25 protein-coding genes, 1 tRNA gene and 1 pseudogene are annotated in these 26,721 nt (G+C 56.9%); 13 read left to right on the forward strand and 14 right to left on the reverse strand.

Features of this window, described 5'->3' with window-relative positions; translation table 11 throughout:
- The first annotated feature begins 79 nt into the window (after positions 1-79).
- A complete protein-coding gene (locus AGR13A_RS19780) occupies positions 80-1,924 on the forward strand; it encodes a site-specific integrase (protein WP_080838855.1) in 1,845 nt (614 codons plus the stop codon).
- Between the two features lie 350 nt (positions 1,925-2,274).
- Here AGR13A_RS19780 and AGR13A_RS19785 read toward each other — a convergent pair whose 3' ends face one another.
- Both AGR13A_RS19785 and AGR13A_RS19790 read right to left on the reverse strand, forming a co-directional pair.
- Positions 2,275-2,988, reverse strand: a complete 714-nt coding sequence (locus AGR13A_RS19785; protein WP_080838857.1) for a hypothetical protein — start codon at positions 2,986-2,988, stop codon at positions 2,275-2,277.
- A complete protein-coding gene (locus AGR13A_RS19790; protein ID WP_308400305.1) occupies positions 2,988-4,364 on the reverse strand; it encodes a DNA cytosine methyltransferase in 1,377 nt (458 codons plus the stop codon). Before AGR13A_RS19790 ends, AGR13A_RS19785 begins: the two co-directional genes overlap by 1 nt.
- A gap of 159 nt (positions 4,365-4,523) precedes the next feature.
- On the opposite strand from AGR13A_RS19790, the gene AGR13A_RS19795 reads away from it, so the two are divergent.
- From AGR13A_RS19795 to AGR13A_RS19810, 4 genes are read left to right on the forward strand one after another with little or no spacing between them, the layout of a single operon-like run.
- Positions 4,524-6,062 carry an ATP-binding protein gene (locus AGR13A_RS19795; protein ID WP_080838859.1) on the forward strand — a complete coding sequence of 513 codons (1,539 nt, stop codon included), beginning with the start codon at positions 4,524-4,526 and terminating at the stop codon, positions 6,060-6,062.
- Complete coding sequence (locus AGR13A_RS19800; RefSeq protein WP_080838862.1) at positions 6,050-6,841, forward strand: hypothetical protein; 792 nt, start codon at positions 6,050-6,052, stop codon at positions 6,839-6,841. The genes AGR13A_RS19795 and AGR13A_RS19800 overlap by 13 nt, the downstream gene beginning before the upstream one ends.
- Complete coding sequence (locus tag AGR13A_RS19805; RefSeq protein ID WP_080838864.1) at positions 6,838-8,514, forward strand: DEAD/DEAH box helicase family protein; 1,677 nt, start codon at positions 6,838-6,840, stop codon at positions 8,512-8,514. The genes AGR13A_RS19800 and AGR13A_RS19805 overlap by 4 nt, the downstream gene beginning before the upstream one ends.
- On the forward strand, positions 8,511-9,266 hold the full coding sequence (locus AGR13A_RS19810) for an MvaI/BcnI family restriction endonuclease (RefSeq protein ID WP_080838866.1): 756 nt from the start codon (positions 8,511-8,513) through the stop codon (positions 9,264-9,266). The genes AGR13A_RS19805 and AGR13A_RS19810 overlap by 4 nt, the downstream gene beginning before the upstream one ends.
- A 192-nt stretch (positions 9,267-9,458) precedes the next feature.
- On the opposite strand, the gene AGR13A_RS19815 is transcribed toward AGR13A_RS19810, so the two are convergent.
- The gene (locus tag AGR13A_RS19815) at positions 9,459-10,691 is read right to left on the reverse strand and encodes a hypothetical protein (protein ID WP_080840356.1); all 1,233 of its coding nucleotides are present in this window, start codon (positions 10,689-10,691) and stop codon (positions 9,459-9,461) included.
- Between the two features lie 271 nt (positions 10,692-10,962).
- Here AGR13A_RS19815 and AGR13A_RS19820 point away from each other — a divergent pair, with 271 nt between their 5' ends.
- The 5 genes from AGR13A_RS19820 (at position 10,963) to AGR13A_RS19840 (ending at position 14,094) form a co-directional block, all read left to right on the forward strand.
- Positions 10,963-11,241, forward strand: a complete 279-nt coding sequence (locus tag AGR13A_RS19820) for a hypothetical protein (RefSeq protein WP_080838869.1) — start codon at positions 10,963-10,965, stop codon at positions 11,239-11,241.
- Between the two features lie 222 nt (positions 11,242-11,463).
- The gene (locus AGR13A_RS19825; protein WP_080838870.1) at positions 11,464-11,907 is read left to right on the forward strand and encodes a hypothetical protein; all 444 of its coding nucleotides are present in this window, start codon (positions 11,464-11,466) and stop codon (positions 11,905-11,907) included.
- Positions 11,908-12,759: 852 nt separating this feature from the next.
- Positions 12,760-13,098, forward strand: a complete 339-nt coding sequence (locus AGR13A_RS19830; RefSeq protein ID WP_080838872.1) for a DUF2293 domain-containing protein — start codon at positions 12,760-12,762, stop codon at positions 13,096-13,098.
- Positions 13,088-13,477, forward strand: coding sequence for a hypothetical protein (locus AGR13A_RS19835; protein WP_080838874.1), 390 nt, complete (start codon positions 13,088-13,090; stop codon positions 13,475-13,477). Before AGR13A_RS19830 ends, AGR13A_RS19835 begins: the two co-directional genes overlap by 11 nt.
- 230 nt (positions 13,478-13,707) lie before the next feature.
- Complete coding sequence (locus tag AGR13A_RS19840) at positions 13,708-14,094, forward strand: hypothetical protein (RefSeq protein ID WP_080838877.1); 387 nt, start codon at positions 13,708-13,710, stop codon at positions 14,092-14,094.
- Positions 14,095-14,247: 153 nt separating this feature from the next.
- Here AGR13A_RS19840 and AGR13A_RS19845 read toward each other — a convergent pair whose 3' ends face one another.
- The 4 genes from AGR13A_RS19845 to AGR13A_RS19860 form a co-directional block, all read right to left on the reverse strand.
- The gene (locus AGR13A_RS19845) at positions 14,248-14,454 is read right to left on the reverse strand and encodes a hypothetical protein (protein ID WP_139786099.1); all 207 of its coding nucleotides are present in this window, start codon (positions 14,452-14,454) and stop codon (positions 14,248-14,250) included.
- Positions 14,455-14,953: 499 nt separating this feature from the next.
- Positions 14,954-15,178, reverse strand: coding sequence for a helix-turn-helix domain-containing protein (locus tag AGR13A_RS19850; RefSeq protein WP_167377601.1), 225 nt, complete (start codon positions 15,176-15,178; stop codon positions 14,954-14,956).
- A gap of 274 nt (positions 15,179-15,452) precedes the next feature.
- Positions 15,453-15,526 (reverse strand) — tRNA-Gln (locus AGR13A_RS19855).
- Positions 15,527-15,649: 123 nt separating this feature from the next.
- Entirely contained in the window at positions 15,650-16,087 is a 438-nt protein-coding gene (locus AGR13A_RS19860; RefSeq protein WP_035223808.1) for an Lrp/AsnC family transcriptional regulator, read from the reverse strand.
- Between the two features lie 128 nt (positions 16,088-16,215).
- Between AGR13A_RS19860 and rocF the strand changes: the two genes are divergently transcribed.
- Positions 16,216-17,136, forward strand: a complete 921-nt coding sequence (rocF, locus tag AGR13A_RS19865) for an arginase (RefSeq protein WP_035223806.1) — start codon at positions 16,216-16,218, stop codon at positions 17,134-17,136.
- 11 nt (positions 17,137-17,147) lie between these two features.
- On the forward strand, positions 17,148-18,203 hold the full coding sequence (locus AGR13A_RS19870) for an ornithine cyclodeaminase (protein WP_080838883.1): 1,056 nt from the start codon (positions 17,148-17,150) through the stop codon (positions 18,201-18,203).
- 25 nt (positions 18,204-18,228) lie between these two features.
- On the opposite strand, the gene AGR13A_RS19875 is transcribed toward AGR13A_RS19870, so the two are convergent.
- The 6 genes from AGR13A_RS19875 to AGR13A_RS24740 all read right to left on the reverse strand — a co-directional run bounded on the left by AGR13A_RS19875 (position 18,229) and on the right by AGR13A_RS24740 (position 24,035).
- On the reverse strand, positions 18,229-19,113 hold the full coding sequence (locus AGR13A_RS19875; RefSeq protein ID WP_080838885.1) for a DMT family transporter: 885 nt from the start codon (positions 19,111-19,113) through the stop codon (positions 18,229-18,231).
- A 397-nt stretch (positions 19,114-19,510) separates the two neighbouring features.
- Positions 19,511-20,503 carry an inositol 2-dehydrogenase gene (gene iolG / locus AGR13A_RS19880; RefSeq protein ID WP_080838887.1) on the reverse strand — a complete coding sequence of 331 codons (993 nt, stop codon included), beginning with the start codon at positions 20,501-20,503 and terminating at the stop codon, positions 19,511-19,513.
- A 234-nt stretch (positions 20,504-20,737) separates the two neighbouring features.
- Complete coding sequence (locus AGR13A_RS19890) at positions 20,738-21,988, reverse strand: adenylate/guanylate cyclase domain-containing protein (RefSeq protein WP_080838891.1); 1,251 nt, start codon at positions 21,986-21,988, stop codon at positions 20,738-20,740.
- 221 nt (positions 21,989-22,209) lie between these two features.
- A complete protein-coding gene (locus AGR13A_RS19895) occupies positions 22,210-22,440 on the reverse strand; it encodes a helix-turn-helix domain-containing protein (protein ID WP_035223798.1) in 231 nt (76 codons plus the stop codon).
- 255 nt (positions 22,441-22,695) lie between these two features.
- Complete coding sequence (locus tag AGR13A_RS19900) at positions 22,696-23,811, reverse strand: RHE_PE00001 family protein (RefSeq protein WP_080838892.1); 1,116 nt, start codon at positions 23,809-23,811, stop codon at positions 22,696-22,698.
- Positions 23,808-24,035 carry a hypothetical protein gene (locus AGR13A_RS24740; RefSeq protein WP_139786100.1) on the reverse strand — a complete coding sequence of 76 codons (228 nt, stop codon included), beginning with the start codon at positions 24,033-24,035 and terminating at the stop codon, positions 23,808-23,810. Before AGR13A_RS24740 ends, AGR13A_RS19900 begins: the two co-directional genes overlap by 4 nt.
- Positions 24,036-24,103: 68 nt before the next feature.
- Here AGR13A_RS24740 and AGR13A_RS19905 point away from each other — a divergent pair, with 68 nt between their 5' ends.
- A complete protein-coding gene (locus tag AGR13A_RS19905; RefSeq protein WP_167377638.1) occupies positions 24,104-25,408 on the forward strand; it encodes an MFS transporter in 1,305 nt (434 codons plus the stop codon).
- 62 nt (positions 25,409-25,470) lie between these two features.
- Here the strand turns inward: AGR13A_RS19905 and AGR13A_RS19910 are convergent.
- Positions 25,471-26,721: pseudogene (locus AGR13A_RS19910) on the reverse strand (sensor histidine kinase); the annotation flags it as partial.

Consider the following 26,721-nt stretch of genomic DNA (forward strand, 5'->3'; position numbering starts at 1 on the left):
AACATATTGCCAAGAAAAAGCTTTCTCGTCTAGAGGTGTTCCGGTTTACTGTTCCGGTAAGCTGTTCCGGGAGCCCTTGATGACACGACGCTCAAACCTCATTCGCCGCGAAGGCGGCACCTACTATGCCCGGATCTACATCCCTGCAGAGCTGCGGCATCACTTTCCGAGTGAGGACAAGAAGATCTCACTTCGAACCAAGGATGAGGCGACCGCTAAGCGCCGACTCAATGCCGAAGTCCACAAGTGGGACGTCGTGTTCGACGACATGCGCGCCCGCCGACATTTGAGCGACCAGGACAAGGCGGTCGCCGTTTGGGAGCACTATGAGGCGAGGCTGAACGAGGACGCAGAGAGGCGGCGCTCGATGCCGACGGATGCGGATCTCGAAAGGGAAGCTGCCCTGGTCTGGCTGCGTATCGATCGCCGCGAGATCCGGTCTGATGACATGGTAAGCATGATCAATGGCTATGCAGACCTTGAGCTCCTAAAGCGTGCTCGGCAGGATGACGCTAACCTTCGTTCGCGTCGGTTGACGGCGCTAAAGCGAGACCTGGCAGCCGGCAGGTATGCCCTGGTGGAAGAGGACGTGCGTCATTTTATAGAGCGGCATCAGCTGTTGGTGGACGACGGATCCGAGCAGTTTCGCGAACTTAGTGCACTCATGATGCGCGCTGATATCGAGGCCCTTGAGCGGACGGTAGAGCGAGACGCCGGCGACTACTCCGGGAGACCCAAGGATCCCATCGTCAAGCCGGCCTTCGCCAAGCCCCGCGAAACTGCGGCGCCGGGCCAATCAGTTATGGAGCTGTTCGAAGTTTACGCCCGCGAAAACCCTCGCAGCGTCACGCCCGACACGTTGGCCCAGGCTCGCCGCGATATTGGTCTATTCGTCGACCATGTCGGCACGACCTTTCCCGTGTCGAAGATCGACAAGAAAGCTGTCCGCGAATGGAAGGCACTGCTGATGCTCTATCCTGTCAAGGCGACTGAGACAAAAGAGTTCAAAGGCATGAAGATCGCCCAGATCGTCGCGCACAACGAGACGGTCCGGAAGTCGGTGCTAAGTGTGAACACCGTGAACCGCTATCTTTCTAACCTTGCCGCTTTTTGCAGCTGGCTCGTCGGACATGGATACATCGATTACAATCCAACCGAAGGGATGTTCTTGGCCAAGGACAAGCGGAAGAAGGTCTACCCGTTTACGGTCGACCAAATGAACGCTCTTTTCCGGTCGCCGTTGTTCACAGGGTGTGCAAGTGACGATGCGCCCCGGTTCTGGAACAAGCCGGGTGATGTCAGGATCCGTGACCATCGATATTGGATACCATTGATCATGCTCTACTCAGGCGCCCGGCCTGGCGAGATTGCGCAGCTCGGCCTATCAGATGTCCGGGAGGAGCGGCAGACCTGGATCTTTGATGTCACCGAAACCGCAGATGATGGCAGCGATGAAGTGAAAAGGCTGAAGACTGAAAGTTCTCGCCGTGTTGTGCCGGTCCACCAGGAGCTGATTGAGCTAGGTTTCCTCGACTACTTGGCGGCAATTCGAGACGGCGGGCATACGCGCGTTTTCCCACTCGCAGTCCGAAACGAGCGCGGGCAGATGTTATCCGATTACAGCCGTGACTTCGGTCGATACCTCGAGAAGATCGGTCTCAAAAATGGTCGAGGGTTGTCGCTCTATTCCTTCCGCCACGGGGCCTTTGATGCGATGAGACGCGCCGGCTACCTTGATGAGCAGTTCAATTTCATCTTCGGACATGTCAGCACCGGTAATCGTGTGACTCAGGGCTACGGGGTCTTGACACAGGGCGTTCTCGAGCAGCGCGCCGAGCTGGTCAACGCGATTGGCTATCCCGGACTGGATCTTGAACACCTTGTAATTCAACCAGAGAGAGAGTCCATGCGTTCGCTTGGATGATGCCCTCGGTTGTAAAGCAAGCTGTCACGGCAGTCTGGATTGTGCCTCCACATAAATCAACGCATCGGTTTGAGGTTCGTTAGCTCCAGAGTTCGTACGGCACAATTGGTCCCAAGCTGACACCGGATCTTATTCTGTTACCCGTCAACAGGACCATCAAAGAATGCCGTTCGATCAAACCGCTCGGAAAAGGCATTCCCAAAACGCAGTGTCATTCGCCGTGGCTGGATCGTTAGGCGGCTAGGGCGCGCGTCGTTGCACGGGGTTCAGCAGCACTGATGAAGGTCGTAGATGCCTCAAGCTGCCATCGGTAGTTTACAACGCCTTGAGTCGCCGGCTCAACAACGACCCTAGCGGATCGGTTTTTCCTTGCGCCTAGCTTTTAGGTAGTTACACCTTTCGCGGACAGGGCAATTTGGGCACGCGGGCTTCCTCGCTTTGCAGATTAATGCAGCAAAATCGAGGACCGCCCAATTGACTTGTTCTGGACTCGCGCCGCGCACTATCCAGTGCGCGGCCTGCTGTAGCCAGGGGTCATGTCGGATATCTGCCAACCGTCGCGGTCGAACGAAGCGCTCAATCACCCTTGCCATATTGACATCCAGTAGTGGGGTGGCCTCCCCATGTTGGAACATTACGATAGCGTTCGAGACGTATTGTCCCACCGCGGGGATGCTCCTATGCAGGGCGCTATCACCGGGGAAATTCCCGCCACGCGCGGCTGCGTACTTGGCAAGTCCAAGTAGCGAGACCGCCCTTCGCCGCCATAACCCGAGAGGTTTTAAGAAGTGCTCGAGATCCTCCGTACTGGCCACTGCTAGATCCTCCCAGCTAGCGAAACGTTCGAAGAAATCGTTGTAGAAGCGGGCTACCGCGGCTGCCGTCGTCCTCTGGAGCAGCACTTCGACCACAATTTGTTGGTAAGTCTTCGCATCACGGTTACGCCAAGGGAAGTGACGGCCGTGGTCTGCGGCCCAGCAGAGCAGGTCAGCACGGAGGAGCGTGAGCTTCCTTTTTTCCGCCGTGCGCAGCGAGTCCCGTTCAGAGAGCTCGCGAGGCGTCATTAGCGACTCTTCCTTGTAGCGATCGAAAGGATATGGTTAAAATGCCTTCCGACTTCCTCAGCCAAGCCAACTGGAACCGCGTTCCCAATCTGCGTGTATTTCGGAACCTCTCGTTCGAAGTTCCCCTCCCGCGGGTTGCCTGCTCGGCGGATACCGCCAGTTGTTCGCTTGCCTGCAAATTCATACCAATCTGGAAACAGCTGTAGTCTGGCCCATTCTCTAACCGTCAGCGTCCGCGCTTGTGCAAAGTGTACGTAGTCGTCCGGCATTGAAGTTGCGGTGATGTTAGGGGCCAGATTGCCCCAACGACGCCGCAGCACACGCTGAGAAAATTTCCGCGTCTTCGCTTCTTCTGGAATCTCTCCGTGGTTCTCAAGCATATGCTGAAACTTCGACACGATCCGCGACGAGTGCTTGGAGTATTCGTGGTCCGTCACAGGTTCACCTAAAGCAAGAACCCGGCCTTCTCTAGTGCTGCGCAGTCTCCGCTGGATGTCCGTCGTAGGATCTGAAAGATAATTGCGGGTCGCGAACAGGCCTTTCGGATAGCAAGATTGCGCCAGCTGTGCCTCGATAGTGGGATCGACAAGATCTGATAATAGATCAACTAGGTCTGGGTATGCAGCGCCGCTCGGGCGGGGGAGAAATCCTGCAGCGACAGCATCTTGCTCATCGTTCGCTAAATTCAACAATGTAGAGGCCGCCGCATCGACGATATCCGACCGTATACCCACAAGAAGTACTCGTGGACGGTTTTGAGGAACCCCGTAATCACTCGCCTTTACTAAAGAAAATCTCACCTCGTAGCCTTTGATCGCCTCGAATCTTTTCTTTACGTCAGGCCAAATCTTCCGAGTCGCTTCTTCAGTCCAGTACGAGTTGAGGAGGCCGCGAACATTCTCAAACAAAAAAATCCTTGGCCTTAACCGCTCGATAATAGCCGCCATTCGCTGGTACAATTGGTTAGACGGAATATCCTGCTTGTCGACGGCATATGAGCGCCTATGTCCAATGCCTGAGTAGCCCTGGCATGGCGGCCCACCAGTCAGCAAATCGAGTGTGCCGTTATTGGCACCTTGCTGGGCCTCTTGCAAAGTCGGTAGCACAATTCCAAGTCGCGATAGGTCCGCCACCATTTTCTCCAGTCTTTCGCTCTGAAGTTCATGGGCGTTCCGCGAATGAAGCTCGGGCTGCTCGGCGAACAGCTTTCCACCTACCCGATGCGAACGGTTGCGGAGGTATGTTTCGAGGGCATGCTCATTCAGCTCATTCACGAAAACCGGCGTGAAACCGGCATTTTCCATGCCGAGAGATAGCCCCCCGCAGCCGGCAAACAAATCAACTAGCGTTAGGGAAGGCGGTTTGCATTCACTCAACGAAGGGCCCCTCTGGATTGCATATTCCGGTATCTCTTGCTTATTCGATTAAGAGTTGTCTAGTGTAAATTGCTACTTGTGGGGGCAGCAACGCATTGTCTAATAAATGCAAAGCGTTGCCGCGTCGATCGAATCATTCAAGCCGACACGAAGGTTTACATGTCCACTGTTGATATCACGCCGTCACCACGCGTTCTGAGAATGCTAGGCCAGATCGATTTTGCGCCCTGGCAATGTCTCGCAGAATTAATCGACAATTCCATTGACGCGTTTATCGATCAGTCGGCAGCTGGTTCGGCCTCCGCTGCGCCGCGTATCTCAATAAAGCTTCCTTCGGAGTCCGAGCTTAAGTCCGGCACAGGCGTGATTTCGATTTTGGATAACGCCTCCGGAATGCCGGTCCAGTCGCTGGAGAATGCGGTAAAGGCAGGCTACTCGGGGAATGATCCGGTGGAAAAGATGGGTCTGTTCGGCATGGGGTTCAATATCTCCACCGCTCGGATGGGGCGTAAGACTGAGGTGTGGACGACGCGCGCGGACGATCCTGACTGGACTGGTCTCGTAATTGACTTCGATGAGCTTGAGAGGAACCGAACCTTCCATGCTCCTCTTATTCAGCGGGCCAAGACGAGCGCAGAACTTGAGCAAGGGGTGCACGGGACCGAAATCCGCATTAGTCGACTGGAAGCAGACCGCGTGCGTCCGCTTATTTGGGGTGCTGGAAAGAAAAACACGAAGAACCGGCTTGGTAAAGTTTACGGCAGGGTGATGGCCCGACTGGGCATAGAGATCTTCTATGATGCTGATCTTGTTCTGCCGTGGCGTCACTGCGCGTGGGATGCGAAGCGCTTCGTAGAGACGAAGACCTTTGGGAACGTTCCGGCATGCATTGAAATCGATAAGACGCTTTCCCCGCAGCGATTTTGCACCACCTGTTGGGTGTGGCTGCTGGACGCGGACGAGAGGTGCTCGTCTTGTGGCGAGACCCACCATGTCATCGAGCGGTCGCGGCGGCTGAAGGGTTGGCTGGGTATTCAGCGCTATTTCGACAAGAAACATTACGGCATTGATCTTATCCGCAATGGGCGGGTTATCGAGGAACTTGATAAGTCCTTTTTTACGTTCACCGATCAGAACGGCGACACAGTGTTCGAGTACCCTATTGACGCGGTCCACTGGGGCGGCCGCATCATAGGCGAACTTGAAATTGACTTCGTACGTGTTTCTCACCAGAAAGATTCCTTCGACAAGCTGGACCCCGAGTGGAAGAATGTGGTCGAGCTTGTGAGGGGCAAAACACCCTTACAGCCGCGGATCGCCGAGCGAATGGGGCTCGGCAAAAATGACAGCCCGCTTTCGCGACTCTTCACAGCCTATCGCAAGGGAACAGCCGGTCTCAAAGACCTTGTGCCCGGCACTAAAGACGGAACCGGCCTAAACTCGGGGCTGGTGATGGAATACGTGGAGAAATTCTACGCTGGGGATCCGGACTTCCAGTCCGACGAAAAGTGGTACGAGCTTGTAAAACAAGCCGAGGCAGGAAAACGGGGAGAGTCTAACGGCGCCGCCGTCGCAGGCGGTGAATTCCCGATTGTTATAGATGAGCCGAACGCTAGTGCTGAACCTGCGGTGGGGGCGGCGAGTCCCAGAAACCTGCACCCGAGAAGAACAGCTCCGCTACAGCCATGCCCGAATTAGACGAAGACTTGAGTGGAACCTACGAGGTTGAAGAACTCTCCGGGGATGTAGTTCTCAGGGTCAAAGCCTACCGCCACAAGATCGACATCGACGGTATGCCATTTAGAGTTCAGCCTGACGGCTACTCTTTCCGATTTGACTATAATCCGCGCTCGGAGTTCTTCGAGAACAGGCTGGAGACACCCGCGGATTATCTTGTTGTCGACCTTGCTCAGCACTTTCTGGCCCTCTCTGCGGAGACTCCGCGACAAAAACCTGTGTCGCGCATCGCTAGGGCGATACGCGAGAAGTACTTCTCTCAGTCGTCGGATGACCTGTCGGCCGCTGCCACGGCGGCGTCGTCGTTAATCGACGAGCTGCGCCGACATTACGGTGAGGCTTTGCCCGACGCTGCTCCCGTAGACCCGGGCAGCCTGGCATCCCATGAACTTGAAAGAATTAAGCGGCTAGCAACGAAGTCCTTGGGATTGAACGAAAGCGAGGTCGAGCAATTTATCGTCGACGGAAGGTTCGCAGCATATGTGTCCCAGTCCTACATCGCTGACCTAGTCAGAACATGGCCGGCGATAGCGACCGACGGTAACTTCTTTAGTCGGCCCTATGCAGGCTCGAGTGATAAGCTGAAGCCTATCATTCTCGACGAGATTGTGGATGCGCTCCAAGACGTTGTTTGGCTAGTAGACGAGGGGGCCTCGGCAGTTAGCAAGGATACTGGCTGGAGGCTAAGGTACGCCAAATCCCTCTCTTCCCTCCGTTTGCTTCAATACTGGCGAGCATGACTGTGTCAGGATTCATTTGCGAGGAACGGTTGACTTACGGCCCCTGGCCAGCGCTCGAAAGAGCTCTGGCCAGAGCAATCGACCATGCAGGCTTTACAGATGTAGCGCTTGTTGGCGGGAGCGGTGACCACGGGGCTGATGTCGTTGGTGTTTTCAACGGCCAGCGCTGGGTGCTTCAGGCCAAGTACAGGAAGTCTGGAGGTATTGATGCGGAAGGCGCTCGTGAGGCCATCTACGCGGTTGGGCACTACGAGGCCGAAGTCTCCGTTCTGGCCGCAAATAGCTACTTTTCGCAGGATGCATATAAATTCCAAGCCGAGCAGAAGAACCTTGGATTCGACCTGCGGCTCTGGAATGGCAAGTATCTCCTCGATTTTTTCAATCAATTGCCCGAGTCTCCTCGGAAAAAGCGCGAGCTGCGCGACTACCAAGCCGAGGCAATAGATGAGGTTGAGCGGCGCCGAGGTCGCGGGGAGCAAAGCGCCCTCGTGGTTATGGCAACTGGGCTCGGCAAGTCCATGATCGCCAATCAGCTCATTGTCAATGAGCTGCGCCGTAATCCACACGAAGAGGTCCTTGTCCTCGCGCACATGAACGACCTAGTGCGGCAACTTGAACATTCGTCTTGGTCTCAGCTTCCCAAAAATGTCTCTACGCACTTATGGACGGACGGTGAAAGACCCTCATACCGGGGAGGGGTTATCTTCGCGACTTGGCAATCTGTAGCTGCGGCTATGCAGCGGGGCGAGGAAGATTTGAAGTCTCGCTTCAGGCTGGTTATCGTTGACGAGGCACATCATGCACCGTCAAATGCCTTTAGTCGGTTGCTGAACGACCTTGAGCCGAGCTTCCTCGTCGGCTTGACCGCCACGCCTTGGCGCGGGGATGACAAGGACCTTCGAACGCTCTTCGGCGAGCCCGCATACACCTGCGACATCGTGAAGGGAATGCAGCGTGGCTATCTTGCCGCAGTCGATTACAGGATGTTGACCGACGGTATCGACTGGGAAGAAGTTAGCCGGGCCTCAAGCCAAGGTCTTACAGTTGCGGATCTTAACCGCCACCTCCTCGTCCCTGAGCGGGACATTGGGATGGTCGAGACAATTTCTAAGAAAATAGGGGAGATTAACAGCCCACGGGCTCTGGCATTCTGTCGTTCGATAGAGCACGCGGAGCGTCTCCAGCCGCTGTTTTCTGCCCGCGGCATTCGGGCTGCTCTGATGCACAGCAAGTTGCCTCGTGAACAGAGATTCAAAAACCTGTCAAATTTCAGGCTCGGGAAAATCGACCTGCTCATTTCGATCGAGATGCTCAACGAGGGAATTGATGTTCCTGACGTAAACCTTGTCGCCTTCATGAGAGTCACCCACAGCCGGCGAATCTTCCTCCAACAATTAGGGAGAGGGCTACGTATCAGCAGCGCAAAAAAAGAAGTCATTGTCCTCGACTTTGTTGCTGACATTCGTCGCGTAGCCGCTGGGCTAGAGATGAATAGACAAGCCAAACAAGGTGCATCCGCTCCCGAGGTCGTTCGATATCGCGATGGCCAGATCGTGAAGTTTGACAATGATACACCGGCGAAGTTTTTTGACGAATATCTCGCGGACATTGCGGACGTTGAGGACATCTCGGAAAGCTCAAAGCTGGTTTTCCCAGATGGAGAGGAGTTTTGAGCAACCTATCATCTGAACAGCAGAAAAGAGACGTTACGCAGGCGCTCGCGGAAATTGCACACATGGGGCCGGTTCGATCGACGGGAACTGGCGACATGGCGGTCGGCAAGACTCTGCTCGACCTGCTCGGAATCCCGCAGGAGACGAGCCGTAAGCCTACGTTCCTCGGAATGGTGCTCACGGCAAGGCGCGGCTCATCAGGAGGCGATGCGAACCGGGTCAATCTTTTCGCAATGGTGCCTAGTTGGAATGAAAGCGCGTGTAAGTCGTCTAAGGAGATCGCTCAGAAGTACGGCTACGACCGTGACGGCGGACGGAAGCTTTACGTGTCAGTAAGCTCGCGTCGACCAAACGCTCAAGGCCTACAGCTTTTCGTTGAGCGGTCCACGGGCTTGCTCCGTGAGATCTACGTGCCTCGGCATGGCAACGGTATAGAGCAAGTTGCTTCTTGGAAACTATCGGCGCTTCAAGAGAGGCTCCTGCAGAGGCATCCGGCCTCCGCATGGCTGACTGCTACGGCCTCTCGCCGCGATGGCGAAGAGTACTTCCACTATAGGTTTGTAAAATTTACTGACCAACCGCGTGCAGAACTGCTGCCCGACTTATTGGAGCAGGGCACCGTGACGATGGATCATCTCATTCTCTGCAAGAACGGGCGAGACGTGGAAAAGGGGCCTCTCTTCAAAATCAATCCTTCAAACGTCCGGGCGCTCTTCCCCGAGGGGCCACGAATTGACCTGATGACAATATGAGAAGCCAACAGGTTTTTTGAAGTGGAGCAGGATTTTCCCGAAATCCTACTGGATTGAGTGCAGCCAGAAGCTCTGGATTCCACAGAGATCGCCAGTGCAGGGACTGCGCGACCTGATTACTTGCTTGTGATCAAACCGATTCAGTATTTGCCGTGCCTAAGCTCCTTCGCACCACACCTCCCATCAACTTATCTACCCCTTCATCTCCCTCCGTACCTTCCTCTGAAGGCCGGCAAGCGCGCGCTCGATGACGCGTGCCATCTCCTGGTAATTGATGTGCGTTCCATACGGTCCCGCGCCGACCCGGCTCCTCTTCGGCATCTTGCTTCCCCGCGCCTTATGCCAGCTCAAGAAGTAGCTCTTCTTTAACTTCAGATGATCCCCTCTCGCATCTTCCCGGATTTCGAGGCCAAGCACGCCGGCATTGAGAAAGCGCTGCTTCCTGATCTCTTCGACACGTTCCCTAACCGCAGCAACGGGCCTGGATGAGACCTTCAGACTTCCATGCGGATATGTGGCGAAGGTCGGCAGCCGAAACTGGAAGAAGCTCTTCTGAAGCCCTGTGAAGCTGAACTCGGCGAGACCGTCGAAGTCGGCCAGTCCCGCCTCCTTGCATCCATCCGGTCCCAGCGTGACCTCAATGCGGATGCGCTTCTCCTCTTCCGTCAACTCCTGCCGCGTTCCGGTAGCTTTGTTCTGCTTGTCCACGGTCTTGTTCTGGATCCGCCACATAGCGTGAGAGTCGTTCTTTGCTCCGAGGTAGTAGGTGGACGCGTAAGGTGCTGGTCGATCAGAAATTGGGGTCATCCGGTCTTGAATGTCCCGGAAGGGGTCTTGCTGATTCCGGGCGACAATATAGTCACCGCTCTTGTTGACGATGCCTGGCATCGCTCGAGGCCATTTCATGGCCGCCGTGAGCCACCTGGTTGTCGGGTAGAAATGTCTGACCAGGACGCCGTGCAGTAGTGCTCTGGCCTCCTCGCCGGGGTTGTATGGATAAGCATCGATGCTCACTTCAATCCCGATTATAACCGCCGGTGAAGCGAAGCCGTATTCGCCTTCGATATCCGCGAGCACACGCCGGAGAACACTGAAGTCGGGTTCTTGGACACGGAGGCGGTAGCGACTGGCCGTCCCTCCAGGGCCGATCTCCAACGCCTCCGGAAACTCCTTGCGTCCGGTCAGCCTCGCGATACGATCGTTCAGCTTCCAATGTTGCGACCGTCGGCCGAGCACGAACTCGACATCGATCCAGTCGATTACAGAAGCCCACTGGTAGGCGCCCAGATCTATCTGCGGGCACAGCGCTGTCCTACCCTCGAAGCGCCTCTGTGAGCTCCTGAGAGTCTCCTCTACGTATTGCAGTGTGACGGGCGCATCGAGTTCACTGTCTCGATGCAGGATGACGGCGTGGGTGGAGATCATCAATGGCATCCGGCTTTATGCGAGCGCTCCGGATAGGCCGCATTGCCTCACCGATCCACCGATAATCGACAAAGTCCCCTCACTGTTGCCCATCCGCAACAGGAAAATGTGCATTGCCACATTGGCCTTCGCTATAGCCCAATTCACAGACACGGAGAGACGAATGACTGCCGCGCATCCTTGCCGCATCTTCCTGCCGCCGCACCACGCAGCTCTACACCGTCAACGGACCAACCATTCCGGCAGTCCGTAGCAGCAGAGGATAGAGCAGATGAATACCAACACTCTTCAGACCCCGTCCGTGGAGGATCACCAGAGCGATGTGAGCTGGCTTGACGAATATGAAAAGCAGATCGGCGACACCGACTTCAGCGACTTTATGGTCTCCTTCTCACAGGAGGACGCGAGCGACCTCGGCCTCCGCAGCCGTTCAGTGTCCATCGGCTATATTGACTACCTCCTCGATGGGCACGTGGCGCCACAAGACGAAGAAGCCTCCGTGCGAATGATCGCGCTGATGGATGAACATGCCGGCCCTGGCTGGCGGTGATGAAGACCCCGGTTGAGGCTGCCCGCTGTGAATTCGCCGCTGCAAGTAAGCCGTGACCGTCAAAAATCTCGCTGCAGTGCGGACAATCGTCTGCACTGCAGCCAAGGGAGCGCTATAAGGTAGGTAACAGCCAAGGATTCCACGAATGATTTCATACTCTTTGACCCTTCGTCTCCAATAGGCCCGGCTTGTCGCCGGACCTTGAAAGTAAGGAGAACAACCATGTCCAATACCGACCACCTATATACGAGCACCAGCTGCTATTGCTTCGACTACCCGCCGGAAATCGAGGCCAAGGCTGGCATCAGCGGCCTGACGCTGCCGCGTCGCGAGCTATACCTGATGATTGCACGTGACCGGGAGAAGGATGATCCGAAGAGCGCGGCGTTCTTCCGGGAAGTCGCGAACTACTACCCCGATTGCGACGCCCGTGGTTATCAGATTGATCGTGACGGCAACCGCAACATCCTGGTCGACTACGACGACTGGGATGAACTCAGCGATGAACAGCGCCTACTTCGCGGGAACCGCTACTCAACGATCGCCATCCTCGATAGGCTTCGCTTCCATCTCGAGATGATGGACGACGACGTCTTGCGCAAGGAGGAGGTCGACACCATCCGGCGAGCGATCAACGACCTCGTTGAGCCGTTGTCGATGACTTGAGTGACCTGGGCGCGGTGAGCAACCGCCGGGCCCTTGCAACCAGAGAGTGGCGATGTGGTAGGTTTGGCGCCGATTTTGTTGAGACCACATGTTGTCGGCGCTGCCCCAACATTCCTGTGCGCATAGCCGTATGTATTTCAGTTTACCTGACGTGGCATGCGGCGGACATGAATAGGCCGGGCATCCAAGACGGAAATGTGCTGGACGTCGATTGTTCATCGAGCAATTCCGCTTCGTAGAAAATATGTTTTCGTCACTGTCTAGCAAGGCTTTTGACCTTCGGCTTCGACGCCAAACAGCTACGGCCAGAACTACTATTGGTTGCTTCTAGGATGAGCAGGCGCCGTCACCTTCTGTACTTGCGTTGATGACCGGCAATGCCGAGCCCGAAGTTGACGTTTTTGCGAAAATTCCGCTTTTTGGACTAAAAGCGACAACTAAATGGAAAGCTCCGTCAACATAATGTTGCGTTTCACAGCTACTCCACCCCCTGTCTGTCAACCTAATGGCGTTAAAGGTTGACGTCCGGAACTTCAAAAGTCGAGTTAGGTTGTCAGTGACAACGTGATCGCCAACCCCGTGCACATCCTACAGGTTGCAATTTCTCAACATGGGAGGTTTGGTGCCAAAAACGTTGGTGGCACCTAAAGGCATCCCGATCGACATTCCTCGGAAACCCTAGGACTTCGATTGACAGCCTTCCAAAACCAGTTTTGTGACCCCAGAGACACGACGCGAATAACATTCAAAATACAACGTTGGTTATCCCCGTAATCCACAGGCGTAAGTGTTTGTTTATCTGACACCTCTTGTGATCGTTAGTGAGCTCCACTTGTTGAATTGGAGCACACAATGACGAAATACAGGATTGACGCTGTAACCAAGCATATCCGGAAGAAGCACCCAGGCTGCCCAGACTTTGCAGTTGCTTGGTTTGCCGCCGAGATCGCCAGCAAGAACTGGACAGGGGCCACATTAGGCAAGGCGGTTGGCATTACGATGCAAACGCACCTGCGCCATCACCACACCGACTACGACACTCTTTTGCTCACCGGGATTGACCGAGAGGAAGCGCGCCGGCGCGTCCAGCCGCGCGTGAACGCGATGATAGACAGCTGGCGGCGGCGCCAGGAATCAAAGTCCCAGGAAGCGCAACCGGACAAGGGGAGCCTGGAAGACGATGGGCGGTAACTACGAAAACTGGGACTATCTCGCAGGAATTCTGAATGAGCGCCTCGATGAAAAGGGATACGATGCTTGGCACGCGCTAAGAAACGCCGGGATGAGAGGCACATATCTAACCTTCCTTCTCTCGGGCAGAGCTCGCCTGAAACCCCAATTCGTGACGCTGGTGGCGCAAACGCTGGATCTGGACGAGAACTGGTTGTTCTGCGTCGCCCTTGAAGGCATGCAGCAGACCTATGACCTTCCTTACGTGAGCGCATTCCTATGGCGAATGTTCTCATTAGTAGAAGAGGTGAAGCTGCGAGAAGAGATGAAGCTGCAGGACGCGCAGAAGAAGAAAAAGACGGACAAAAAGAGGAAGAAGAAAAAGAGGAAGACCGACTGACCGCGCCGTCGGCGGATCGACTGCCTGTTGCATGCGTTCCTACCTTCCAGACCGGCGTATCCCGGTCTACACACGCTACACTTGGCGCGGGCCAGACATTTGCAAGGGTCTCCATATGAAGCCCCTGCTATCCGGCGCACGGGTTTCTTCGCCTGCGTGAGCACCCGAGACATCCCCACGCACCCCTTCGCTATAAATAACTCATCAGCATCAACAGATGAGCACGCGATATGAACAGCTTACCGATCCGCGACTACCTTGCCGACTGCATGGCAACTGCAGGCCTGAGCCAGGATGATCTACAAGGCCCATCAGGCTCGCCTGAACGCCTGATCCGGCTTGTCCTGGAGGGCACCGCCAAGATGCCGCTTGAGAAGGTGTCCGACGTGGCTGCTTTGCTCAAGTGTGATGACAGAGCCCTGTTCCGGGTGGCGCTCACGCAATTCTACAGCGCTGGCACTGTTGCCCTCTTGGAGCGCATGCTCGGCCCGCAGGAGAGGAGCGCCGGCGAAGATGCATGGGTGAGTTTTGTCAGGAGCGTGGCACCGGATGATGTGCAGCCCCCTGATAGTTTTGCTCGAAACATGCTGCGGTCCTTATTGAACAGGACTAAATGATCGGAAGTTGCCTAGTGAAAGTTTGGTTGTCGCGCTGGAGCGTGAGCCTTGGTTCTTGTCGTTCAACAGACTCCACGACGGTAGACGTCATCCAAACTGCCCCGCAAGCCGGAGTCGACGTCAGCGAGTGGGCCCTGGCGCCGGTGAGGTGTTTCAGGCGCGCTCGTCGGTCTCAGATTGTTTGAGGTAGTCTAGGATGGCCTTGTCGCTGACGAGCAATTCCTTCACGAACGAGGCGACGTCCACCTCTTCGGAATTGGGGCGGGCTTGATGGGTTGTCGATGTAGGCTGATCCGTGCTCGAAATCGCGCGCGAAGAGCCCTGCTCTTCGGTGCCGCTGCGGTCGTCCTTATCGGTCACGGTTGATTCCTTCTTCGATGAAGCGTCAAGTTGGTTGTAACCTGGTCTCGCCATCGCTCCGCAAGCCACGCGCATTTAATCTCGATCCGCGGATCATACGGTAATTGTTGTCATGCGGCGAGTCTTCGCATGGCGCCAGCGGATCTTAGTCAGCCGCGGCAAGAAGAGGTGTCGCGAGGGAGCACCTTTGTCTCCGATCAGCGATCGATCACTAGGATCGCTGCCATTCCCCGCCTCGGGGCGGCTGGCTGGCTCTCGGAGTGTGATACTTTGGGCCGAGCTGGGAGAACCAAACTGCCTCCGACTGGTCGAGTGCGAGATGAAGACTATGAACGACTACAGCGGCTACAGGTTCGTCTTTTCGAGCGCCCTCCGCATCAGCGCGCATCTGGTGTCGATGATTTTCCGGACGGTCTTCAAGATCGGATGAGCGAGGCGTCGCTGTCCTGCTTGAGCTCGCCGGCCTTCCGATCTTTTAGGTAGACGTCCAGCGCGCGGCTCATGAGGAAGCTCCGCGGTTGGTGATGTTCACGGTCAAGCCGAGCGTCTGAAGGACGGTCAAAGCAAGTCCGACACGACAGCTTTCCTTCCCGCTTTCCAGCTCGCGCACGAACCGAACGCCCACGCCCGCGACGCCGGCAAGTTGTTCCTGGGTAAGTTGCTGCCGCTTCCGCTCAGCACGTATCAGCTGGCCAAGTGCTACGCTGTCTGAGATCGTCGACATATGAATCATCCCTTTCGGGACGATTAAAGCACAATAGGCAAGTGATTGCACGAAAAAGAACCGAACGGGACGATTTCCACTGGAGTCGTCCAGAGGAGAACCAAATCACCCCGCTCGGGACTCTCAAAAGGCGGCGGGCAGGGAGTGCTTATAGAGCGCGCACCCGTGCGTCGGCCTCGGGTCGGCGTGGTCCGGAAAAGTGATACGGAAAACTGTTCCGGTAGCGGTTTGCTACGGTCAGCTAAGTCATTGAAAAATATGAAAAAAGGTAGATTGGCTGGGGAACCTGGATTCGAACCAAGATCGACGGAGTCAGAGTCCGCTGTTCTACCATTGAACTATTCCCCAAAAGCCTGAAGCGCTTCGGCGCGTTCGCTTTGGTGGGTCGTCATATAGATGATTTATTCAGGGGCGCAAGTCGAAAAAATCGAAAAATGCGTTTTCACTGTTCTTTTGCGTTTCGTCTGCTGGTCAGAGCCGGGCGCGGGTCGAGCGCGGGGTGGAGAGCAGAATGCTTGTCTCGCTGCCGGTGATGCCGGGTACGAGACGGATGCGGCGCAGCACCGCGTCGAAATCGCTGAGCGTTGCGGCATTGAGTTCCAGGATAAGGTCCCAGCGCCCGTTTGTGGTGTGGATTTCGGATATTTCCGGGAAACCGCCAAGTGTACGGATGACGCGGTCCGTCACATGGCCTTCAATTTCGATCATCATGATGCCGCGGATCGCGGCTTCCACCGCATCGGCACGCAGGATGACGGTGTAGCCGATGATGGTGCCGTCATTTTCCATCTTTTCGATATGTGACCGCACCGTGGCGCGCGAGGTTTCCGTTTCGATGGCCAGATCGGAAATGCTGCGCCGGCCGTTATGCCGCAAAAGGGTTACGAGCCGTTCGTCGAGGATATCCATTACTAGTCACTCTGATAAATAGATTTTATCAAACTGATAGCCTATTTCAATAATATTGCCAATATTTGATGTTCATTCCGCCATGTCTCTATGGTCTAGTAGGGTTCTGTTGAAAAGCGAGGGTTCAAATGGATATCAGGCTGATTGGTGCGCCGTTGCAGATAGGTGCCGGGCAATTGGGATGTGAGATGGGGCCGAGTGCCTATCGCATCGCCGGTCTTACGCGCGCCCTTGAGGATCTGGGCCATCGGGTGGTCGATACCGGCAATGTGACGCCGGCGCCGCTCAAGGAATTTTCCCACCCCAATCCGGCGGTGCATCACCTCTCCGAGACGGTGGCCTGGACGGAGGCGTTGACCGAGGCTGCCTATCGCGAAAGCGATGGCGCATTGCCGATCTTTCTCGGCGGCGACCACGCGATTTCGGCTGGAACCGTTGCCGGCATGGCACGTCGGGTCGCGGAAAGCGGGCGTCCGTTTTTCGTGCTCTGGCTTGATGCCCATACTGACTATCACACGCTGGAGACGACACGCAGCGGCAACCTGCATGGCACACCGGTCGCCTACTTCAGCGGGCGTGACGGGTTCGCGGGCTATTTTCCGCCCCTGTCCCATGCGGTTCCCGAAGAGAATATTGGCATGATCGGTATTCGCAGCGTTGATCCGGCCGAGAGGGCCGCTCTGGAAGAGAGTGGCATCACCGTTCACGACATGCGCTCGATAGACGAACATGGCGTCGCCGTTCTGCTGCGCGCATTCCTGGCGCGGGTTCAGGAGGCAAACGGCCTACTGCATGTCAGTCTCGATGTCGATTTCCTCGAACCGTCGATCGCGCCTGCGGTCGGCACCACGGTTCCGGGCGGGGCGACGTTCCGGGAGGCGCATCTGGTGATGGAAATGCTGCATGACAGCGGGCTGGTCTGCAGCCTCGATCTGGTGGAGCTTAACCCTTTCCTCGATGAGCGCGGCAGAACCGCGACCCTGATGGTCGATCTTGCCGCCAGCCTGTTGGGCAAGCGGGTCATGGATCGCCCGACACGGGCTGGCTGAGGGAGGGAGCGATGACGGCAATACCGAACCTCAATATCGTACCTTTCGTCAGCGTCGATCACATGATGAAACTTGTGCTCAGAGTGGGGATTGACACCTTTCTGCGTGAGCTTGCCGATGCAGTGGAGGAAGATTTCCGCCGTTGGGAAAGCTTCGACAAGACCCCGCGCATTGCGTCGCACTCCAGGGAGGGTGTCATCGAGTTGATGCCGACCAGCGACGGCACGCTTTACGGCTTCAAATATGTCAATGGTCATCCGAAAAACATGAGGGAGGGCCGCCAGACCGTGACGGCATTCGGCGTGCTTTCCGATGTCGGCAACGGCTACCCGCTGCTTCTGACCGAGATGACGATCCTGACGGCGCTGCGCACCGCCGCCACCTCGGCAGTCGCTGCAAAACATCTCGCCCGTAAAAATGCCCGCTCGATGGCCATCATCGGCAATGGCGCGCAGAGTGAGTTTCAGGCGCGCGCCTTCAAGGCCATTCTCGGCATCGATACGCTGCGGCTTTTCGATATAGACCGCTCGGCCAGCGAAAAATGCGCCCGCAATCTTACCGGCCAAGGCCTTGCGATCAAGATTTGCGATAGTGCACAGGAGGCGGTCGAAGGCGCGGATATCATCACCACCGTTACTGCCGACAAGCAATATGCGACGATCCTGACCGACAACATGGTCGGTCCCGGCATTCACATCAACGCCGTCGGCGGCGATTGTCCCGGCAAGACGGAATTGCACCGGGATATTCTACTGCGCTCGGATATTTTCGTCGAATACCCGCCGCAGACGCGCATCGAAGGCGAAATCCAGCAATTGCCGGCGGACTACCCCGTCATCGAGCTTTGGCAGGTCATTGCCGGTGAAAAGCAGGGGCGGGTAAGCGACCGGCAGATCACGCTGTTTGACAGCGTCGGCTTCGCGACCGAGGATTTTTCGGCGCTGCGTTATGTTCGGTCGAAACTGGCAGCGACCGGGCTTTACACCGAGCTGGATCTGCTGGCCGATCCGGATGAGCCGCGCGATCTGTTCGGAATGCTGTTGCGTTGCGAGGCAGCCCTCGTCTGAGAGGGAAGGCCGTTCGGCAAGTGCTTTAGTCCGCTTGCCGGCGTTCTTTCCGTCCGACAACATGTTCGCGCCAGATGGTGAAGAGACCGGCGGCAATTACGATTGCTGCGCCCAGAACCATATTGGACGTGACGACCTCGCCATAGACGGTGACGCCGATGATGGAGACGAGCACCAGCTGGTAATAGGAAAAGGGCTGTACCGAGGCCGCATCCGCCAGTTCGAATGCCTTGATCAGGCAATAATGGCCGCTCATGCCGGTAATGCAGAGCGCCAGCATCCATCCCCAGTCTTGCGGTGCTATGCTTACCCAATAGAATGGACCGACCAGCGTCAGCGCCGCCGCACCGGCCACGCCAGTATAAAAAAAGCTGGTCATTGCTGAATCGCTTTTGCTGCCGAGTCGGGTCAGGACGCTGTAAAGCGCCAGCATGAAGACGGCCACAAAGGTGATCAGCAGGCTGTTATCGAAACCTTCGCCATCGGGTTTCAAGATGACGAGAACGCCGATGAAGCCGACAAAAATGGCGCACCAGCGCCGCCAGCCCACATGTTCTCCCAGCAATGGCACGGAAAGAGCCGCAACAATCAGCGGCGCGGAGGCGAGGATGGAATGGCTGTGTGCCAGCCCGACAACGGCAAAGGAGAAGATGGAGAAAACGATCTGCACGGCAAGCAGGACGCCGCGGCCAATCTGCAACCAGGGACGGTTGGCCATGACGGCGCCACGGATGCCACCGGGTGAAGCAGCGGCCATCAGGAAAACAAAAACGGCGAAGGCCCAGTATCGCAACATCGCGACGAAGACCGGCGGATAGAAGGTGCCCAGGTGTTTCGATATGCCATCCTGCGCCGCAAAGATCGTGAAGGCGACAAGCGCATAAAGATAACCGGTCTTGTGTGATGGCATAAAAAACCGCTGTCCGGCTGTTGCCGGCAAAAGAGGATTCGACGTGAATGAGGTGGGTAACAGCCATATGTGACGGCCTTACCTTGTCAGACAACCTTATTTTCCGAATAGCTGCTATGCAAGTCCGGAAACTGCCCTTTCAATAGGCAGATTGCCGGTTTCGCTAGGTGGCATTACCGCCGCAACCTCTTCTCGGTCATTCACGGGCTCAACCCGGGAATTCACAGGTTGAAATCATGGCCCTTCGGCCCAAACCTTGGGGTTGCGCAGAGTTTCGCGACCGGTTTTCGCTTGTCATCCAAGACGACTTGGTAAAAGGCCCTGTCCGCCGTCAACAATTGTGCGGCGGACAGGGTTCAGCAATACGCCATGACGTTTGCAGTTTTTGCTGCAGCGATCAGCCGATCGTCACGACCGCTTTCGAAGCCACGGATTTGAGCGCGGCGTCGGCCAGTTTCAATGCGATCAGCCCGTCCTTTATGGAAGGGGTCGGTGCGACATTGTTTTCGATACTATCGATGAAAGCGGTAATTTCTGCCGCATAGGCTGCCGTATAACGCGTCATGAAGAAATCATGCAGCGGCGGGCGGGTATAGCCTTCGGCATTGGCGATTTCGATGGAGACAGGTCGCTGGTTTTCAGCCGCTGCCGAACCGAGCGAACCATGCACTTCGATACGCTGGTCGTAACCATAGGTCGCGCGCCGGGAGTTCGAGATGATCGCCTGCCTGCCGCTCTTGGTCGTCAGGATGATGCTGGCGCTGTCGAAATCGCCAAGCGCGCCGATTTCCGGATTGACCAGAACGGAGCCTGTCGCAAACACGCTTTCCACTTCCTCGCCGAGCAGGAAACGGGCCATGTCGAAATCATGGATGGTCATGTCGCGGAAAATACCGCCGGAAACCTTGATATATTCCGCCGGTGGCGGGCCGGGATCGCGGCTGGTGATGGTCACCATTTCCACCTTGCCGATGCGGCCATCTTCGATGGCCTTGTGGACGGCTTGAAAGTGCGGATCGAAACGGCGGTTGAAGCCCAGCATCACCTTTGCGCCGGTCTCTTCAACCACCTTGGCGCAGGCCTCGGCCCGGCTCACATCCAGATCAACGGGCTTTTCGCAGAATATGGCCTTGCCGGCGCGGGCGAAACGCTCGATCAGGTCGGCATGGGTGTTGGTCGGCGTGCAGATGATGACGGCGTCGATCGTCTTGTCGGCCAGAACCTCATCGATCGTGCTCATCTTGCACTGCGCTTCGCGGGCGATTGCTTCCGCAGCGCCGGCCATGGCATCCACGACGGCAACCAGCTTCGCGCGGCTGTCGGTGGTGATTGCCTTGGCGTGGACCTTGCCGATCCGTCCAGCGCCCAGCAGTGCCAATTTCGTAACCATCTTTCCTCCGGTTCCTCACATCTGTCCTTCACTCCCGGAAAGACAGAATATGAACGCAAACAATGTTTCGATATGGAATATATGTTCTATTTTGCTAGAGCGACATCCGGGGCGTGTCAAGCGTTTTGACGATGGTTACGACAGCCGAAATTATTCCCCCCGCAAGGCGCATGCTGCGGAGGGCGGCCACGGCGGAAAAGCAACTCGGGACGGGTTGAAAGCCGGTGCCGACGATCAGTCGATGGAAGATGCAAGGACGGCATTCTGCGGAAAGGCATAGACCTCAACCGGGGTCTCAAGGCCGCGCAGCAGCCACGGCCCCAGATTTTCTAGCCTGTCCCCGTACCCGGCCATACGGACGAATTCTTCGGAAAACAACACGCTGCGGCCGGTTTCCTTGGTCAGCGTTTCAAGCCGAGAAGCGATGTTCACGGCAGGGCCGATAACGGTGAAATCGAGGCGGGTTTTGGAACCGATATTGCCATACATGACATCACCGACATGGACCCCGATGCCGTAACCCAGCGGGTCGTGGCCCTTCTGGCAATTGATGTCATTGAGGGCAACGAGGCTTTTCTGTGCGCTGGCAATGGCTTTCAGCAGGTTTTCACAGGCCTGCGGGTCGCTGAGCGGGAAAACAGCCAGCAGCCCGTCACCCATGAATTTCAGGATTTCCCCGCCGAACTCCTCGATCGGATCGCACATGGCGTCGAAATAACCGTTCAGCAGCTCGATGACGTCGTCGCGTGGCCAGAGGTCGGAAATATGGGTGAAATTACGCAGGTCGCAGATCAGGATCGCCGCGCCCACCGTCATGCCGCTGCCGCGCGTCGTCGCCCCATTGAGGATTTTTTCACCCGCATGCGGGCCGACATAGGTCTCCAGCAGGGTGCGCGTCATGCGGTTTTTCAGGCGTATCTCGCTGACCAGCGCGAGCGCCGGCAACAGGTTTTTCAAGGCGAGGACTTCCGCTTCCGTAAAGCCTCCCGCACGGTCGCTGGAAAATGTCGCGACATGGCGTTTGCCGAAAGTGTGTTCAATGGGCCAGGCCAGATAATCCGTCAGCCCGTCAGCCCGCAGCTCCTCATAGATGGTGTAGCCGGGCTCATCGGCCTCGTCATCATTCAGGCGGAGACGAACTTCGGTGGCGCCCTGATGGATGTCGTTGATGGGGCTGTTCAGATATTCGGGCGTATTTTCCGATCCGTAGCCATAGGTGGCGATCTCGGCGGATGACATGCCGGCTTTCCACAAAATCCGCGCGCCAAGCCATTGCGGATGACGAATGCGGAAAGCGAGCACGCCACGGGCGACGGAAATGCCGCTAGCTCGCAATCTGCTGCAAAGCTCGACGAATATTTCGTCGATAAAGCGCTCATCCTTTGTGCCGGTGATGAGCCAGTCGAGGATTTCCGTTTTCTCCGCCGGCCACAATTCATCCAAAGCTGAAGAAACCCGTTCTTCGGTGTTGAGACTAAGTGTCATGACAGGATTCCGGAGGTTGTTGCTGCTCTCGTGCGGGCGGGCCAGATGCCGAACATGGTCCGTGCGGACAACATGTGGTGCCGGGTAACGGAAATGTTAAGAGAGAGGTGCGGAAAATGTTCCGGAAAGATTGGCCGTGTTCAATTGCAAGCGCCGCCCGGATGTTCTCGCGAACATCGTCCCCGGCGGCGCTCAGATGTTGTCCGGATCGCTGTAGACGATCAGATAACGGTTTCTACGGGAATATGCAGGGCGGCGGCAACGCGCCTGATGCGGAGCGGATCGCTGTCCGTGCCGTCTTCAAGGGCGCGAATTTCGCTGGTCGTGAGGCCGCAGGTTATTGCAAGCTGCTCGACGGTGTAACCGGCGAGATTGCGAGCGGTCAGAACCTTTCTGGCAAAAGGAGCATCTGTTTCTTGATCGGAATCGGGTTGTGAGACTGAAATTGTCATTTGCATCTCCCTCATGATGGACACTTTAATGCGGGCGGCAGAAAAAAGTTGCCGGGCCGAATGCGACCGCGTTGCCGGAGAAGAAATCGGTGCTGCAACGCAGCGAGGAACATAGACGCTTCGTCCACCTACACAATAGTTAAATTTTGTTAAGATTCGTGATCGCCGCATTCCTGCGGCATTTTTCCGTGGCGAAAATGGGCAGATGAAACGTGATTTTCCGGTCACCGCCGTGCCGTGTCAGAGCAATGAGTGCTACAGCATTCCCCAGGCGCGGAACCGGCCACGGCCCGTTACCTCGCGCAATTCCAGCTGATTGGCGAGCCCGATAGCACCCTGTGGTGTGGTTCCGAGTTCCCTGACAATCATCGCTGCCGAGACCACCGGCCGGGAGACCACGAGCTCCACCAGCTCAGGCAGGCGGGAGGAGGAGCGCCGGCCGGCCAGCTTGCGCAGCATGCGCTCCCTTGCGTGGGTCAGCCTGTCATGTTCCTTCATGCTGGCGAGCGCTGCTTCATGAAAGCTGTCCAGAAGGGCGAGGAGGCGTTGCGTCTGGTTTCTGGCATGTCGGCGCTCGCGTGGAACGGCGCGAAGGCCGGTGCTGAGCGCCGGCAGGTGATCGGGAGCGACAGCCCCGTCGCGCAGAAATGCAGCGGCCAGAAGCCTGCCGAGCCACGGGCTGCGCTGCAGGACCTCTATCATGTTCCAGGCATCCAGCATGATTGCGGTCCGCAGGATCGCGGGCAGTTCCTCCGTCTGGCCATGAACCTGCCGCCATTCCGTCAGCCTTTCCTCCTCGTCCCAGTCGGGATCGTTGACCATCGGATTGGCCTCCTCCCGATGTTGAAGGGGCGCGAGCGTCGTGCCGGCGGTAATGGCGCTCAGTGTTGCGGCGCTTCGAGCCAGAAGCGCGTCCAGCTCGGAAAAAGCCCCGTCCAGCGGTGTTTCACCATCTGTTTCCGGCTCCTCGTTGCTGGAATGATCCGTGGGCCCAGGGGTAAATACCGTCTCGTCGGCGGCAATTGCCGTCTTGCCACGCAGGCGGGAAAGGCCCTGCGCCGTGAAGGCCCAACCCGGTGCATTGGAAAAAATCAGTCGCCTTGACCGCAATATCCGGTGTGCCGCCGTCATCTCGTGCGTCGGCACCCGCACGTCCATATGGGCATCATGCAAAACCAGATCTTCCATATGCACGAGTTCGCCATCCACCCACATGGATGAGATCGCATCGGTAAAATCTTGCCTTTCGATAAAGCCATGTTTCATTGGCGACCGGCTGATCCGCTCGTCCAGCCGCGCCAGCGCTTCGCCCGCGCGGGCAGCGGGTATGAGAAGCTTTTCAATCTGGACGTCGGACATATCGTAAATCATTGATATTTTTTAGTTTGAGCATGCACGGGTGACAAGGCGGATTGCGACGATGGATTTTTGCTTCTCGCGGCTTCGGCGTCGGGATCATGCCGGCTGTCGCGGCGTAGGGAAGCCAAAATCACCGTCATTGAGGCCTTTACCGCCGCTTTATCAATTATGTTGCGATGCGGCATAAGCTTGCGCATTGCAACATGAGGGGTATATACCCCCACCAAGAGCGACAAATTATCACACCTTCCGTTCGCCCTTCCATCTCCAGACGAAGATGAATTGGAGTCAACCCGTGAATATTATTGCAAATGGTCCTGCCACCGCGCCGGATCAGAAAACCCGTTTGAAATCCATTATCGGCGGATCGGCGGGCAATCTCGTTGAGTGGTACGACTGGTACGTCTATTCGGCCTTCACCCTTTATTTCGCGCCGGTGTTTTTCCCTTCCGGAAACCAGACCGCAGAATTGTTGAGCGCAGCTGCCGTTTTTGCCGTCGGATTTCTGATGCGGCCCATCGGGGCATGGTTCATGGGAACCTATGCCGACCGCAAGGGCCGCAAGGCGGGCCTGACCCTGTCCGTCACCCTGATGTGTCTGGGTTCGCTGCTGATCGCGATCACGCCCGGCCATGAAACGATCGGTATTGCCGCACCGGCCATTCTGGTTTTCGCCCGCCTTCTGCAGGGCATCAGCGTCGGTGGCGAATATGGCGCCAGCGCAACCTATCTCAGCGAAATGGCCGGCAAGAACCGCCGCGGCTTCTTCTCCAGCTTCCAGTATGTGACGCTGATTTCCGGCCAGCTTCTGGCGCTGGCGGTGCTTCTGGTGCTGCAGCGGGTTTTGACGCCGGAACAGCTCGGTTCCTGGGGCTGGCGCATTCCTTTCTTCATCGGCGGCCTTCTTGCAATTGCCGTTTTTTACATCCGCCGTGGCCTTGTCGAGACGCAGTCTTTCGAAAATGCCAAGGCGGGTGAGGCGGACAAACCGAAATCCAGCGGATGGGCGCTGTTCAAGCACTATCCGAGGGAAGCGCTGATGGTCATGGCGCTGACATCGGGCGGCACGCTCGCCTTTTACGCCTACACGACCTATCTGCAGAAATTCCTCGTCAATACGTCCGGCTTCAGCAAGGAAAGTGCGACCGAAATCACGACGGCGGCGCTCTTTGTCTTCATGTTGTGCCAGCCGATTGCCGGTGCGCTGTCGGATAAGATCGGCCGCAAGCCGCTGATGGTGGGTTTCGGCATTCTCGGCACGCTGTTTACCTATGTCATCTTCAGCACGCTGGCGACGACCACCGATCCGATCATGGCTTTCGCCCTCGTTCTGGTCGGCCTGTTGATCGTTACCGGCTACACCTCCATCAATGCGGTGGTGAAGGCGGAGATGTTCCCCGCCCATATCCGCGCGCTCGGTGTGGCTCTGCCCTATGCGCTGGCGAACACCATATTCGGCGGAACGGCGGAATTCGTGGCCCTGAAATTCAAGCAGATCGGCCATGAAAACTGGTTCTTCTGGTATGTGACGATCATGATCGCGCTGTCGCTGGTGGTTTATGTGAAGATGCGCGACACGCGCGATCACAGCCATATCCACGAGGATTGAGCGGCCACCATTCAAACCAGGAAAGCCCCGCCCATTTGGCGGGGCTTTTGTTTTCGGCGCCTTCAGGCGGTTTCGACGGGAAGAACCACACGGGCCTCGAAGCCGTCCTGCCGGCCCGGCGCCGGAGAGGAAAGCACCAGTTCTCCGCCGGTCTGCTCCACCAGGCTTTTGACGATGGCAAGGCCAAGTCCTGTCCCATCCGCCTTGGTCGGCCCCCTGGCAAAACGTGTCGTCAGCTTTGGCAACAAGGCACTGTCGATTGCCGGTCCGGAATTAACGATGCGGATCGTGCCGTCCCGGTCAGCCAATATCTGCACGGGGCTTTCCGCCGGGCTGTGAATCAGGGCGTTTTCGAGAAGGTTGCGGATGATGATGCCAAAGGCGTCCGTGCCGATCTTGCAGTTCAAGCCATCTTCACAGCGATTGGTAAAGCGGATGCGGGAGGTGCCGATTGCCGTCCTGCTCATGTCGTCAATGACGAGTTCGAGAACGGGAATGAGATCATTCGCCGTATCGGTCACCCCGATCCTTGCTTCGGCCCGCGACATCTGAAGCAGTTTTTCGGCGAGATGGCCGAGATGCTGCAGGGATTTTTCGATATTCTCCACGCGCGGGGCGAGTTCCGGTGGAATATCCGCGCGGAGCCGCTGCGCCTGCGCCAGCGCGCCGGCAATGGGTGTGCGCAATTCGTGGGCGCTGTTGGCGGTAAACTCCCGTTCCGCCTCGATTGCCGATCTCAGCCGCCCGAGCAGCAGATTGACGGAACGGGCAATGGGATGGAGTTCGGCCGGAAAAGGCTGGGTTTGCAGCGGCGCCAGATTGCCGCCGTCCTTTCTGCCGATCTCGTCGCGCAGGGTCTGTATCGGCTGAAGGGTTCTGCGCACGACCACGATGACGGCGAAGATGCTGGCGGGAATGAGGATGAGAACGGGCAGAAGCAATGCGCTGCCTGCCTCCTCGATCGCTTCGCGCCGGTTGGCGAAGGCGTCGGCGACCTGAAGGAAGTAATTCCCGTCCGGTGTCGCCACCGTATAGATGCGTTGTGTCGCGGTTTCGGAAAATCCGAGATCGAGTGTGACCTCGAAAGGCTCCGTCGAACTGTCGTGCGAATGCAGCACGACCTGTCCCTCCCGGTCCCGCACCTGATAGGTCAGATACTCCGCCCCTGCCGCCGAGGGGGTGAGTTTTTGCGAGGCGGGCCCCGTGTTGTTTTCCCGGTACGATCGTCCACCAGCAGCGGCAACAGCCTTTCGGCCGTCTCCTGCACGCCGGCATCGAAAATACTCGGCGAACTTCGTATAACTTCGTATAAT

It is taken from the genome of Agrobacterium genomosp. 13 str. CFBP 6927, assembly GCA_900012615.1.
Lineage (GTDB): Bacteria > Pseudomonadota > Alphaproteobacteria > Rhizobiales > Rhizobiaceae > Agrobacterium.

Coding starts and splice junctions, on each gene's coding strand:
- AGR13A_RS19895 (WP_035223798.1), bottom strand. CDS start 22,440: ATGACAATTTCAGTCTCACAACCCGATTCCGATCAAGAAACAGATGCT.
- iolG (WP_080838887.1), bottom strand. CDS start 20,503: ATGGTTACGAAATTGGCACTGCTGGGCGCTGGACGGATCGGCAAGGTC.
- AGR13A_RS19830 (WP_080838872.1), top strand. CDS start 12,760: ATGACGAAATACAGGATTGACGCTGTAACCAAGCATATCCGGAAGAAG.
- AGR13A_RS19900 (WP_080838892.1), bottom strand. CDS start 23,811: ATGATTTACGATATGTCCGACGTCCAGATTGAAAAGCTTCTCATACCC.
- AGR13A_RS19825 (WP_080838870.1), top strand. CDS start 11,464: ATGTCCAATACCGACCACCTATATACGAGCACCAGCTGCTATTGCTTC.
- AGR13A_RS19780 (WP_080838855.1), top strand. CDS start 80: ATGACACGACGCTCAAACCTCATTCGCCGCGAAGGCGGCACCTACTAT.
- AGR13A_RS19870 (WP_080838883.1), top strand. CDS start 17,148: ATGACGGCAATACCGAACCTCAATATCGTACCTTTCGTCAGCGTCGAT.
- AGR13A_RS19795 (WP_080838859.1), top strand. CDS start 4,524: ATGTCCACTGTTGATATCACGCCGTCACCACGCGTTCTGAGAATGCTA.
- AGR13A_RS19815 (WP_080840356.1), bottom strand. CDS start 10,691: ATGATCTCCACCCACGCCGTCATCCTGCATCGAGACAGTGAACTCGAT.
- AGR13A_RS19850 (WP_167377601.1), bottom strand. CDS start 15,178: ATGTCGACGATCTCAGACAGCGTAGCACTTGGCCAGCTGATACGTGCT.
- AGR13A_RS19890 (WP_080838891.1), bottom strand. CDS start 21,988: ATGACACTTAGTCTCAACACCGAAGAACGGGTTTCTTCAGCTTTGGAT.
- AGR13A_RS19820 (WP_080838869.1), top strand. CDS start 10,963: ATGAATACCAACACTCTTCAGACCCCGTCCGTGGAGGATCACCAGAGC.
- AGR13A_RS19875 (WP_080838885.1), bottom strand. CDS start 19,113: ATGCCATCACACAAGACCGGTTATCTTTATGCGCTTGTCGCCTTCACG.
- AGR13A_RS19860 (WP_035223808.1), bottom strand. CDS start 16,087: ATGGATATCCTCGACGAACGGCTCGTAACCCTTTTGCGGCATAACGGC.
- AGR13A_RS19840 (WP_080838877.1), top strand. CDS start 13,708: ATGAACAGCTTACCGATCCGCGACTACCTTGCCGACTGCATGGCAACT.
- rocF (WP_035223806.1), top strand. CDS start 16,216: ATGGATATCAGGCTGATTGGTGCGCCGTTGCAGATAGGTGCCGGGCAA.
- AGR13A_RS19785 (WP_080838857.1), bottom strand. CDS start 2,988: ATGACGCCTCGCGAGCTCTCTGAACGGGACTCGCTGCGCACGGCGGAA.
- AGR13A_RS19805 (WP_080838864.1), top strand. CDS start 6,838: ATGACTGTGTCAGGATTCATTTGCGAGGAACGGTTGACTTACGGCCCC.
- AGR13A_RS19835 (WP_080838874.1), top strand. CDS start 13,088: ATGGGCGGTAACTACGAAAACTGGGACTATCTCGCAGGAATTCTGAAT.
- AGR13A_RS19800 (WP_080838862.1), top strand. CDS start 6,050: ATGCCCGAATTAGACGAAGACTTGAGTGGAACCTACGAGGTTGAAGAA.